This window comes from Streptomyces jumonjinensis (assembly GCF_009600885.1).
Taxonomy (GTDB): Bacteria; Actinomycetota; Actinomycetes; order Streptomycetales; family Streptomycetaceae; genus Streptomyces; species Streptomyces jumonjinensis.
This window is the reverse complement of the sequence record NZ_VCLA01000004.1, coordinates 42939-54734: the sequence shown is the minus strand read 5'-3', so window position 1 is coordinate 54734 and position 11796 is coordinate 42939. Positions and strand designations below refer to the sequence as shown.

At 71.4% G+C, this 11796-nt stretch carries 10 protein-coding genes; 5 read left to right on the top strand and 5 right to left on the bottom strand.

Annotation, left to right across the window (positions count from 1 at the left end):
* Positions 1 to 197: 197 nt before the first annotated feature.
* Positions 198 to 728: a hypothetical protein gene (locus FF041_RS00630; protein ID WP_228387941.1), complete on the top strand. Its 531-nt coding sequence runs from the start codon at positions 198 to 200 to the stop codon at positions 726 to 728.
* 8 nt (positions 729 to 736) lie between these two features.
* Positions 737 to 1300 carry a TetR/AcrR family transcriptional regulator gene (locus FF041_RS00625; RefSeq protein ID WP_153520526.1) on the top strand — a complete coding sequence of 188 codons (564 nt, stop codon included), beginning with the start codon at positions 737 to 739 and terminating at the stop codon, positions 1298 to 1300.
* Positions 1301 to 1402: 102 nt separating this feature from the next.
* On the opposite strand, the gene FF041_RS00620 is transcribed toward FF041_RS00625, so the two are convergent.
* From FF041_RS00620 to FF041_RS00605, 4 genes are all read right to left on the bottom strand, one after another.
* Complete coding sequence (locus tag FF041_RS00620) at positions 1403 to 2110, bottom strand: YoaK family protein (protein ID WP_153520525.1); 708 nt, start codon at positions 2108 to 2110, stop codon at positions 1403 to 1405.
* A gap of 142 nt (positions 2111 to 2252) precedes the next feature.
* A complete protein-coding gene (locus FF041_RS00615; RefSeq protein WP_153520524.1) occupies positions 2253 to 3434 on the bottom strand; it encodes a cytochrome P450 in 1182 nt (393 codons plus the stop codon).
* 110 nt (positions 3435 to 3544) lie between these two features.
* Complete coding sequence (locus FF041_RS00610; RefSeq protein WP_153520523.1) at positions 3545 to 5362, bottom strand: condensation domain-containing protein; 1818 nt, start codon at positions 5360 to 5362, stop codon at positions 3545 to 3547.
* Between the two features lie 601 nt (positions 5363 to 5963).
* Positions 5964 to 7820: an NAD(P)-dependent oxidoreductase gene (locus FF041_RS00605; RefSeq protein ID WP_153520522.1), complete on the bottom strand. Its 1857-nt coding sequence runs from the start codon at positions 7818 to 7820 to the stop codon at positions 5964 to 5966.
* A 197-nt stretch (positions 7821 to 8017) separates the two neighbouring features.
* Between FF041_RS00605 and FF041_RS00600 the strand changes: the two genes are divergently transcribed.
* Genes FF041_RS00600 through FF041_RS00590 form a run of 3 tightly spaced genes read left to right on the top strand, consistent with a single transcriptional unit; the run spans position 8018 to position 10601 of the window.
* On the top strand, positions 8018 to 9088 hold the full coding sequence (locus FF041_RS00600; RefSeq protein WP_323390861.1) for an NAD-dependent epimerase/dehydratase family protein: 1071 nt from the start codon (positions 8018 to 8020) through the stop codon (positions 9086 to 9088).
* On the top strand, positions 9085 to 9639 hold the full coding sequence (locus FF041_RS00595) for an NUDIX domain-containing protein (RefSeq protein ID WP_323390859.1): 555 nt from the start codon (positions 9085 to 9087) through the stop codon (positions 9637 to 9639). The genes FF041_RS00600 and FF041_RS00595 overlap by 4 nt, the downstream gene beginning before the upstream one ends.
* Positions 9636 to 10601 carry a mevalonate kinase family protein gene (locus tag FF041_RS00590; RefSeq protein ID WP_323390857.1) on the top strand — a complete coding sequence of 322 codons (966 nt, stop codon included), beginning with the start codon at positions 9636 to 9638 and terminating at the stop codon, positions 10599 to 10601. The genes FF041_RS00595 and FF041_RS00590 overlap by 4 nt, the downstream gene beginning before the upstream one ends.
* Here FF041_RS00590 and FF041_RS00585 read toward each other — a convergent pair.
* On the bottom strand, positions 10594 to 11691 hold the full coding sequence (locus FF041_RS00585) for a radical SAM protein (protein ID WP_153520520.1): 1098 nt from the start codon (positions 11689 to 11691) through the stop codon (positions 10594 to 10596). The two genes, FF041_RS00590 and FF041_RS00585, sit on opposite strands and share 8 nt — an antisense overlap.
* Positions 11692 to 11796 lie beyond the last annotated feature (105 nt).

The following is an 11796-nucleotide window of genomic DNA, read 5'->3' as shown; positions in this document are numbered from 1 at the left end:
ATCCGGATGTCAAACCCGGTTTCATGCGAATGGCGGAGGATCCGGCTGTGAGGGCGCATCGCGAAAACGCATACCGGAGGCGGGCGCGCGGGCGGACGGCGGGTGCCGGAGGGCGCGGGGTCCGGGCGCCGGTCGCTCTCCACTAGTGCGTACGTCGAGTGTGTACTAGTGGTGCACCCTGCTGGTACGCTTCAGCGGTGACGATCATCATCAAGACCGTGGGCACCCTGTTGGTCACCGCCCTCCTCACCCAGCCGCTCTGGGTGCCCGGCTGGGGCGCGGGCGTCCTCGGCGAAACGGCCGCGTTCGGGATGCCCGGAGCCGTCGTCGCCGTCGCCGGATTCTTCGGGCTCGTCGCGGTCTACTGCCGGGCCCTTCAGCGGACGCTGACGCTCATACGGGACGGTGCCCGCGCCGCCGCGCCCGCCTCCGTATGGTGGATGTTCGCCATCCCGTACAACTTCACCGAGGATTTCTTCATCGTCCGCGCCCTCACCCGCTCCATGACCGCCGACGGCCGCCTGGGGGCCGCCTTCATCCGGCGGTGGGCGGTGGCCGGATACGGCGCCTGTGTGTTCCAGATCGTCTCGCTCGTGCCGGGCCCCGCCGCGTACGTGGGCGGGGCCGTCGCCCTCCCGCTCTGGGCGACGCATTGGATCATGACCGTGCGCGCGAACCGTACGCTGGACACCGAACACCAGGTCACCGCGCCCCTGCCCAGCCCGTAAAGGAATCCATGGCCCTGCCCCGCTTCCACCGGCTCCCCGCCGATACGAAAGCCGCCCTGCTCGCCGTCGCCCGCGCCCACTTCGCACGGGACGGCAAGGACGGCGCGTCCTTCAACCGGATCATCTCCGAGGCCGGCATCTCCAAGACATCCGCCTACCACTACTTCGACGGCAAGGACGATCTCTTCGACGAGGTGGTCGCCGATGCCGCCGCCAGGACGCTCGCCGCGCTCGGACCCTGGAACGAGGCGGCGGCGGAGGACGAGTTGTGGCGGCAGGTGGCCGACGCGCACACCCGGCTCGTCACCCAGCTGCGTGAGCATCCGGAGGACCGGGCCGTCCTCGCCGGGCAGCCGCACGGTCACCGGGACGGGCACGCGTGGGTGCGGCGGCTCGTCGACAACGGGCGGCGCATCGGCATCGTCGGGCCCGAGGTCGACGCCGAGCTGGTCACCGTGGCGACCATCGGAGTCCTCGAAGCCTTCGACGCCTGGGCGCTGGAGCGGCCGGAGGGTCTCGACCGCCCGTCCGCCGAGTCGCTGACCCTGCTGCTGACCCGGCTCTGGAGGTAGGCCGTCCGGCTCGCCGATGCCGTTGACCGGGCTCGGGGGCAGACCGTCCGGTTCACCGATGCCGCTGACCGGGCTCGGGCGATCGGCCGTCCGGCTCGCCGGTCACGGGGCGGCTTCGCCCCTGGCCGCGGGGGCGGCGCCGGAACTCCGCGCGGCGACCGCCGTCACGGCGGCCAGCAGCACCACAGCGGGCGCGAGTGCGGCGGCGCTGCCGTGGTGGATCTGTAGCAGACCGCCGGCCAGCGCCCCGAGGAACATCGCCACGACCGACGCCAGGCGCCGTACGGTCGCGGCTCCGGGCCGGTCGGCGGCGAGCCCGGTGAGGGTGAGGGTGAGGACGGTGGTGGTGAAGTCGGGTACGGCCATCCTGCGGACGACGGTGTTCTGCAAGCCCATGCCGAAGGCCAGCAGCACCACCAGCACATAGGCCGAGGCCCCGGCGAGATCCGCCGCCAGCGCCCCCGCCACCAGCACCGCGTGCGCCCCGACCAGCAGGGCGAAGAGCCGCAAGGGGCGGCCGGCCGGGGAGACCGGCAGCCGCCCCCCGGCCAGAGCGCCCGTCAGAAACGCGCCGACCGCGAGCAGCGAGGCCACAGCCGACAGCTCACGGTCACCGGCGAGCGCGAAGCCCAGGAAGACCACGTTCCCGGTCATATTCGCCACGAACACATGGCCGAGCCCCAGATAGCTGACGGCGTCCACCAGCCCGGTGACGAAGGTCAGCGCCAGCAGCAGCGGAGGCAGTACGCCATGGTCGCCGGGCGCCCCCGGGAACAGCCGGGCGGCCACCCGGCCCAGAAACGCGTCCATACGCTTCCTCCGAGAGGTCCCGGACCCGGCGCGAGCCCGGTGACCTGCCGCCACCGCGATCCGATACAGCGAGTACCCGTCATATCGTGCGGTACGCCGAGCCCTTGCCGCCGACGCGCCGCGAAGGAGTGCGCCGGTCAGCTCACCACTCGACGAGCAGCTCCTTGAGACCGCTGACCAGCCGGTCGCCGCGCCAGGCCAGCGAGGTGATGTCCCCGGCCGGGCGCAGCGAGGGGAAGCGCCGCAGCAGGGTGCCGATCGCCACCTCCAGCTCGATCCGCGCGAGCGCCGCGCCGAGGCAGGCGTGCGGACCGTGTCCGAAGCCGACGTGTCCGCCGGGAGCGCGCCGGATGTCGAAGCGGTCCGGGTCGTCGAACCGCGCCGGGTCCCGGTTGGCGGCGAACGGCAGCGGCATCACCCCCTCGCCCTTGCGTACGGTCGTTCCGCCCAGCTCCAGGTCCTCCCTGGCCACCATGACGAGGAAGAACATGCTCTGCGGCTGATAGCGCAGGATCTCCTCCACCGCGCCGCGCAGCAGCCCGGGATCGTTCCGCACCGCGTCCAGCTGGTCCGGGTGCTGGAACAGCCGCCACATCCCCGCCCCGATGGAGTTCACCGTCGTCTCGTAGCCGCCGATGAGCACGGTCTGCGCCAGCGGCACGATCTCGTCGTCGGTCAGCGGGTTCTCGGCCTCGTCGGCGCAGAGCCAGCCGCTGAGCACATCGTCGCCCGGCTCGGCGCGCCGGGCGGCCACCAGCTCGCCGAGATAGCCGTGGAGCGTGGCCCGTACCGCCGTCATCTCCTCCGCTGTGATCCCGACGACCGTGACGATGCGGTCCGCCCAGCCGGTGAACCGGGCCCGGTCCTCGGGCGGGACCGCGAAGAGCTCCGAGATCACCGTGATCGGCAGCGGATGGGCCAGCCCCTGGACGAGATCGCCCGGCGAGCCGTTCTTCTCCAGTGCGTCGAGGAGTTCGTCGGTGAGTTCCTGTACGCGCTCACGCAGCGCGGCGATTCGGCGGGGGGTGAAGGGTCTCGCGGCCAGCCGGCGTATCTGGGCGTGTATCTCGCCGTCGAGCTGGAGCGTGCGCCGCCCCGGCCGGTAGCCGCCGATCGGACCGCCCGTCCCCACCTGGGGGTCGCCCTCGATGACGGCGCGGGACAGCAGCGGATGGGTGAGCGCGGCGCGGACCTCGTCGTATCCGGTGACCAGCCACACGGGGTTGCCGCTCGGTAAGCGCACCCGGGACACCGGGTCGGGGGGCAGTGGGCCCAGGTCTCCGGTGAAGGGGCGGCCGGGGTAGTCGGGGATGGTGTCGCGCATGGGGGCTCCTCCCTCTCTTCCTCCCGACCCACGGGCGGTGGCCCCCTCCGGTTCAGCGGTACGCCGGGCTCCGGCGCGCGGCGGTGTGCGAACGGCCGGTACGCGGCGGGTCAGGGCAGCTCCGGCGCGGGGAGAGCGAGCAGGGAGAGGGGTCGGTCCGGCGCGGACAGCGAGCGTTCCAGGAGCCGTACGAGGCAGTGGGCGAGACGGCTTGCGGCCGGCTCGTCGAGCAGCTCGGGCCGGTACTCGATCAGGGCGGTCATGCCGCCCGCGCCGTACCGGGCGGGTCCGGCGGGCACGGGAGTCTCGGCGGGCCCGGCAGGCACGGCGGGTTCGGTAGACGTGGCGAGCTCGGAAGGCTCGGAAGGCTCGGCGGGCTCGGCGGGCTCGGCGGGCTCGGCGGGCTCGGCGGTGAAGGAGATCGCCAGAGCGCACCGGATGTCTCTCCGCCTGGTGGGGAGGGCGCGGACGGCGAGGCCCGGCAGCTCCGGCCGCGCCCGCTCGCCGTCGTCCAGCGCGAGCGTCACAGGGAGGAAGGGCGTCCCGGACGGCGCCGCGGGACAGGCGTGGGGGAGGTCCTGACGGTCGTAGGCGGCCAGATTCACCGCACGGACCCGGGCGAGCAGCCGGCGGAAGGAGGGGTCGCCGGAGACATCGGCGCGCAGCGTCAGCGTATGGGCGAAGCGACCGACCAGAAGGTCGAGGGATGCGTCCGGACGCCCGGGGACGTACACATCGACCGGGACGACGGCGCCCGCCCCCAGCGTGGAGAGCGTCGCGGCCACCGCGGTCTGGAGCACCATGAGGACCGTGGCGCCGGCCTCCCGGGCGAGGGCGGCGATCTCCCGGCAGAGCCGCGGACTCAGCCGGAAGACGATGGGCTCGGCGTCGCGTCGCCGCCCGGCGGCGGGCGTACGGGCGGCTCGCGCTCCCGGCCCCGCGCACTGCCCGTCCCGGGCACGCTCCCCGAGGGTGTGACCGGTGTAATCCGGCTGGAGCGGGGCCCAGTCGGGCCGTGCTCCCGTACGGCGGGCGGAGTACGCCTCGGACAGATCGCGCAGGAGGGGGCCGAGCGACCCGTGGTCGGCGGCGAGGGGATGAGCCGCCAGCACCAGCACATGTTCGGCCGGATTCAGCCGGAACAGCGCGGTCCGCAGCGGCCGGTCCGCGCCGGGATCGAAGGCTCGGTCGCAGAACCGGGCGACCCGCGCGGCGAGCGCGCCGGGGGTCGTGTGGACGAGGGAGAGGGCCGAGGAGGCGTCGGGCGGCGGCAGTCGATGCTGATACGGCTGTCCATCGCCATGACGGATGAGGGTACGGAGAGGCGTGTGCCGGGTGATGACGTCGATGACGGCCTGGCGCAGGGCGGGGATGTCGAGTCGGCCGGTGAGGTGATGGGCGAGGGCGATGCCGGCGGACGTGAGCCCCGATCGGTGCCCGGCGCACCAGAGTTGCCGCTGAGCGGCGGAGAGCGGGACGGTCCGGGGGCGGGGGTGCGGGGCGGGATAGGAGAGTCCGGCGGCGGGGGCGGCGCGGGAGGCGAGTCCGGCGACGGTGGGGGTCGCGAAGAGGCCGCTGACGGTGAGTTCGACGCCGAGTTCACGGCGGGCGCGGCCGACGATCCGCAGGGCGTGGAGGGACTGTCCGCCGAGTGCGAAGAAGTCGTCGTCGACGCCTACCCGGGGGAGTCCGAGCACTTCTTCGAAGATTCCGCGGAGAGGTTCTTCGTAAGGTCCTCGCAGAGCGCTTCCGAAGGTGCCGGAGACATTCGCGGGCGGTTTATCGTCCGGTGCCGACGGGCTGGGCTCCGGACCGTCCGCGGCCGTTTCCCGGGCCAGTGCGCCGAAGGGGTCCGGAGAATGCCCCGAGGGGTTGTGGGCGGTGTCGGCGACCAGGATGTCCGGCGCGTGCTCCAGCCGGGATTTCATCGTGCCTTCCCGACCGCGAGCGGAGTCGTCCTGGATTCCCGGAAGGCCGGCGGCACTGACGCGCACGGGATTCCGGGACCGGCCTCCGGTGCGATGAGCGGGCCCTTGAGCCGCTCCGCGAGACGGTTCAGTCGCGGGTATGCCGACGGCTCCGCGACGACGAGTGGGGCGACGGCATCCGGAGCACGCGCGGCCCGTCCCGTGAACAGTTCATGGGTGAAGCGGTCGCCGTTCATGTGCTGACTCCGTCCCCGTCCTCGGTCGTGCAGCCCATCCCGAACAGCTTTTTCAAAGAACATTGATTATTCAGAGGGTGAAGTACGGCTCGCGAACCGGGTCCGACAACCCTCAGGAACGGTCCTGGTCCAGGTCGGAGAACCGGTATGCGAGCCCCACTCGACGCACCATGCTGGAAATCTAGCCTGGTGCGACGGTACGGCGTCAACGGAATTTCACGGAATGGCCGGTTCCTTGGGGAGCGCACTCCGGTCGGTCACCGGGACCGGGCCGCCCGGTGTGTTGACGGAGAACAGCGGCAGGGGCCGTATCGCAGCCATCCGGCAGGGCCCCTGCCGTGTTCTCCTCGAAAACAACCGGGCGGTCAGTCCGCCGCGTACTGGATTCCCTCGTAGGCGAGCCACTGGGCGAAGGTATGCAGACCATGATGGAGATCCATGGCCGGTTTCCAGCCCGCGGGCCGTGCCCAGGCCCCAGCCGCCGACGGACCCGAAACGGAAGCGGAATCCGAGGTGGAATCCGGAGCCGGGCCCGAAGCGGAATCCGAAGCCGAATCCGGAGCCGGAGCCGAATCCGGGCCCGAGACCGAATCCGAAGCCGCGGCGACCCGTCTCACGGTCTCGATCGGTACCGGCCGGACCGCCGAGCAGACCGCCTCCGCCAGCTCCCGCACCCCGATGAGCTCCTCTCCGGGAAGGGTGAGCACAGGCTCGGCGCCAGGGGTCCGCAGCACCTGGGAGACCGCCGCGATCAGGTCCTTCGTATGCAGCGGACGCAGCGCGTCCCCCGGCGGATCGGTGACGGCCACCGGGTGGCTGCGCAGCGCGCTCCACACCATGCGGCCGATCACCGTGTCCCGCGAACAGCCGGGTCCGTACAGGTCACCGGTGTGCAGAGTGCGGGTCGCGGTGGCCGCGCCGGTGGCCCGGTCGAGGAGCCGGACGACGATATGCGCGTCCCGCAGGAGGCCGCCGTCGCGCAGCGGGCGGAGATCGACGAGAGCGTCGAGACCCGCCGGGGAGTCCGTGGCCGCCGGGGTCGTGACCCGGTGCCCCCGGTCGGCCAGGCCCCGGACCAGATGCTCTCCCAGCGGGGTCGCCCCGCCGAGCACTCCGATCCCGCGTCCCGTGCCGCCGCGTCCCGTGCCGCCGCGCGCCGGACGCCCGGCGGAGCGCGAGCGGGCGCCCGCCTCCAGACCCGCCTCGACGCCGGCTTGCGCGATCCGGGCGAGCCCCTCGCGGATCTCGGCGATCCGTTCCTCGCTCCGGGTGTGGCTCACACCGCCCGGTCCGATGGTCGCCAGTGCCTCCGCGGAGGCCGGTGTCCGGGAAAGGCCGGTGCCCCGTCCATCCCGCTGATGGACGAATCCCATGGTGAAAGCGGTCAGCCAGGTGCTTCGAGCGGCCTCGGGATCAGCTACTTCGGACGTTTCGAAATTGGCTGGTTTAAGTCTTTCTACGCGTACGCCGGACCCTTCCAGATAGTCCTCGCACTCCAGGTGGAGCCATCGCTCCGGACCGGGTCCGTCCAGCCGGACCGTGCACTGGGCGACCCCGTGCTTGAAGAACGGAACGACCCGCAGCCCCTCCAGCCGCGCCCCCTCCCCGCCGGGCTGGTCGTCGGGGAGGAAACAGACCGAGCGGCGCGGGCCGCGGAAAGCGTTCCCGGAAATGCTTCCGTGGTCCTCGTGCTCGGCGAGGTTGGGCACCGACACATAGCCCGGGATGCGGTTGGCCCGCAGATACCGGTACATGAGGATGTCGTCGGGCCAGGCGTCCAGCCGCGCTCTGCCGTATTCCACGAACCCCTCGGCGACCGCCCGGGGCAGAATGATGGCGACACACGGGAAGTACTCATTGACCGCGCCCACCCAGCGGGCTCCGGCCATCGCGCCGAAGCGCACGGCGGCGCCGTTGCGGGAATCCCACAGGGCGAACAGGGCGAGCGCCGCGTCCGGCATTTCCTCGACCGCCGCGCGGGCCCGCTCGAAGAACGTGTCGGACAGAATCATGTCGTCCTGGACGACCAGCTGGTGCGTCGCGCCCTCCTCCGTCGACGCCCATGCCGCGAGCGCCGTGCGCAGGACCGACGGCTTTCCGCCGGGATCGGGGTCCATCACCACCCGTAGCGCTCCCGGGGGCGCCGACCGGACCATTTCCTCGGCGGCCGGCAGGCGCTTCGGGTGGGTCATCACCGCGCCGCTGATGCGATAACGCGTCACAGATCCTCCGTGCTCTGGTTCCTGATGGACGGCCGAATTCCGCATCCTGATCTCCTCCGGACGTATTGAATTCGGACAGTACGGTGGCGCTTTCTACGGCTGCGAGGGCGCCGAAAAGGCACCCTGGTTTCCGACGACGATGATCGTCATGCTTGCAGCACGTGAACCACATGCGTATCACCAATAGAGGAGTCCGCATGACCGTGATGGCAGACGCCGAGGGTACCGACACCGGCGATTCAGTCTCTTCCCGCTTGGAGAAGCTCCGCGGCACCCGGGTCGTGGTGACCGGCGGCGGCGGGTTGGTCGGAAGCAGGCTGACCGCTCTCCTGCGGGGAGTGGAGGCGGAAGTCGCCGTACTGGACCGCTTGGACGCCTACCCGGACTCCACCCATGAACTGTTCGGGGCGCAGAAGTCCGCGTCACGTCTGGTCGTCGGCGACATCTGCGACCGGGAGACCGTACGCGAACTGCTCTCCGGAGCCGACTATGTCGTCCATGCCGCGGCCTATGCCGATGTCGCCGCCTGCACCCGCAGGCCCGATATCGCCTTCCGGGCCAATATCGAGGGAACGGAGGTGGTGCTCGAAGAGGCCGCCGCCGCCGCGGATCTGCGCCGGCTCGTCATGGTGTCGTCGGCCGCCGTGTACGGCAACGGCACCGCCCCTCTGGACGGCCCCCAGGTGTTCTCCGAGGACCAGCCCCCGCACCCGCTGTCGGTGTACGGGAACTCCAAGCTCTGGGCGGAGCACCAGACCCGGCTGCTGCTCGGCGCGGCGGGCATCGAATACTCCATCCTCCGCTACTTCTCCGTGTACGGGGACCCCCAGATAGTCAAGCCCGGCAGCCACTCCTGGATGGTCGCCTGGCTGACGCTGCACGCCAAGCTCGGCCGCCCGATGCGGCTCAACGGCGGGGGAGTCCAGGTCAGGGACATGGTCCATGTGGACGACATCGCCATGGCCACCGCTCTGGCGCTGGTCGAGGACGGCGCGGCCGGCGCGACCGTCAACGTCGGCACCGGAGTGCCCACATCGGTCCGCGAGGTGGGCGAGCTCATCCAGCCGCACTACCCCGGATCGGAATTCGTCATCACCCCCCGGCCCGCCGACGATCCGCTCGGCGGCTACGCGGACACCGACCGGCTGCATGAACTGCTGCGCTGGAAGCCGGGCATCACCGTTCGCGAGGGCGTGGACCGCTATGTGCGCTGGCTGGAAGCCACGCCGGAGGCGGTGCCCAACTGGCTCGCGGAGAACGCCACGTGACACTTTGGGCACCACCGGCCGAAGTCCGGCCGGGCACCGAGAAAGGCCGCACACTCGTGGGATACGTCGGTTCCTACCTCTGGTCGCTGCGCCAGCGGGTGGGCAGCAGACCGCTGCTCGTCCCGGGCGCGCAGATACTGCTGCTGGACGGCGACGGACGGGCGCTCTTCCAGCAGCGCGCCGACTCCGGTGTCTGGGAGCTCCCGGCGGGCGCGTGCGAGGAGGGCGACGACTTCGCCGACACCGCCGTACGGGAGCTCGCGGAGGAGACCGGACTCCGGGTGGACCGGGCGGATCTGATCCCCTTCGCCTCCCTGTCGGACCCCGGGGTCCATACGCTCACCTACCCCAACGGCGATGTCACCCACTGCTTCGCCCTCTGCTTCCTGGCGCGCACCTGGTCGGGGGAGCTGGTCCCCGGCCCGGACGAGGTCCTTCAGGCGGAGTTCCGTGATCCGGACGATCCGCCGGCGCCCCTGCACCCGCCGACCGCGGTGGTTCTGGACATGTTCCGCGAGTTCAGCGCGACCGGAAGGTTCCAGGCCCGGTGAGCGGGGAGCGTACGGCACGCGCGGTGGTGCCCTGCCGGGCCTGTCTGTCCGGTGAGGATCTGGACTGGCTCGGCGGGAGATCCGTCAGCCTCGCCCTGGATCTGACCACCGTCGTCGAGACGGTCCCCGGCCCGGCCGCTCCGGCGGCGGCCGGGGGCTGGCCCGGCCAGGTCTGGGGCTTTCTGCGCGGGCGGATACCGGGCCTCGGCCCGAACCCGCCGGTGCTCAACGTCCACAGCGACGCACCGGCCGCGAGCGGCCTGTCGTCGTCGACGGCCCTGATCGTGGCGCTGTTCCAGGCGTACACCGATGCCTTCGCGCCGTCGCCGGGCATCCCGGTCGCCACCCTCGCGCAGTGGGCGTACGAGTTCGAGTTCGCCCACTTCAACGGCGGCGGGATGGACCATCTCGCGGTCATCGAGGGAGACGCCCTGCTGCTGGAGGGCAGACCCACGGGGCTGCCCGCCGTCCTGGAGCGCCGGGCCTTCCCGGACGACTGGGCCGTGGTGGTGGTGGACTCGGCCACCCGCAAGGACACCAGCGACCACATCCGGGTGGTCCGGGCCCAGCTCGCCGGGCGGGATCCCGCGCTCGCCGCCTATCTGAAGGAGGCGGACCAGGCGTCGGCCGATGTCTGGGAGGCCATGGGAGCGGGCGATCTCGACGGTGTCGGCGATGCCATGGACCGCGCCCATAACGCCATGCGGGACCATCAGGGGATGTCCACTCCCGTCCTGGAGGACCTCCGGGAGGCGGCCCTGCGCTCCGCCGGCCTGCGGCTGAAGCTCAGCGGGGCCGGCGGGGGCGGAGCCCTGGTGGGGGTGTGCCGGGCGGCCGACCAGGAGCCGATCGCCACCGCCCTCCGGCAGGCCCTCGGGGAGCTGCGGCCCGCGGCCCGGGTGTTGACCACCCGGGCCGCGGCCGGGGCGGGTGCCCGGAGCGCGAACGGAGAGGCTAGATGAAGGGGTCGTAGTCACTGCCCGGTTCGGGCGTCGCCGTTCCGGCCGCGATCTGATCCAGTTCGAGGTTGGAGCGGTGACGCGCGCAGTGGAAGAGGCAGTCCCGGCTCGGATCGATCACACCGCGGTCCGAGTTCTGCCAGATGTCGGGCAGCCGCTCCGTCACGGCGTCGCCGATCTTGGCCTGGGAGTTGCCCCGGTGGTAGGAGCAGACATAGACCCCGGACGGGGTGATGAGCGTACGCAGCTCCGCCACCTTGCAGTGGTGGTAATCCTTCGGCTGCACCGCGCCCACCCGGCTCCTCAGCGAGGTCAGGGTGGAGGAGTTGATGATCTCGAAGGAGCCGTCCTCCCACTGGGCGGCCTCCCGCAACTGGTCGTCGACCGACGTGAGAATCTCCTCGGCCACCTGGATCACATGGTGGCCGTCGTCGAACATCGCCTTGGTCTCGAAGTAGTCGCAGCCGATGTCACGCGCCAGCCGCGCGGCCTCCAGCACCTCATGATGGTTGCTCACCACCGTGCCGTCCGGCTCCCGCCGGGTCATCACCAGGAACGAATAGCCGAGGGCGCCCTTTTTGACGGAGGCCAGCAGCCGCATGTTGCCGACCACCTTGTCGAACACGCTGCGGCCCTTGCGATCCGGCCGGAACAGGCCGTAGGTCTCGCTGGTTCCGGCGTCCATGGAGACCCGTACCCAGGACGCGTACCGCGCCAGCTCATCCAGATTCTGCGCGATCATGGTCCCGTTGGTGACGACGCCGATGGCGATCCCGGCCTCACCGAGCACCCGCAGCACATTCCGGGTGCCGCGATGGGCCAGCGGCTCGCCGCCGCCGATGAGGACCACACCGCGGACGGACATCTCTATGAGCTCTTCGGCCAGTTCGGCGAGGCGTTCCGGAGTGAAACGCCCCTGGTTGAGCAGCTTGCCGCTGATGCACTCCGGGCAGGCGAGGTCGCAGAAGGTCGTCGGGTCCAGATCCACCACCAGCGGTCCGCTGGAACGCTGCCCCGCAGCCGCTTCGAGCACTCGGGGCCAGCCGGAGGGCTGGTACAGCTTGGATACCAGGTCGAGACGGTCGAACGTCAAAGTGATTCTCCTGCTGGTCAAGAGAACCGGGCACACAGGCCCTGAGTTCTCGGTCGTTCGGCGGGGCGGTGCACTGTGCCCCAGCGCCCGGTCCCCGGGCGCGCA

Coding starts and splice junctions, on each gene's coding strand:
- FF041_RS00610 (WP_153520523.1), bottom strand. CDS start 5,362: ATGAAATCCCGGCTGGAGCACGCGCCGGACATCCTGGTCGCCGACACC.
- FF041_RS00615 (WP_153520524.1), bottom strand. CDS start 3,434: ATGCGCGACACCATCCCCGACTACCCCGGCCGCCCCTTCACCGGAGAC.
- FF041_RS00620 (WP_153520525.1), bottom strand. CDS start 2,110: ATGGACGCGTTTCTGGGCCGGGTGGCCGCCCGGCTGTTCCCGGGGGCG.
- FF041_RS00600 (WP_323390861.1), top strand. CDS start 8,018: ATGACCGTGATGGCAGACGCCGAGGGTACCGACACCGGCGATTCAGTC.
- FF041_RS00625 (WP_153520526.1), top strand. CDS start 737: ATGGCCCTGCCCCGCTTCCACCGGCTCCCCGCCGATACGAAAGCCGCC.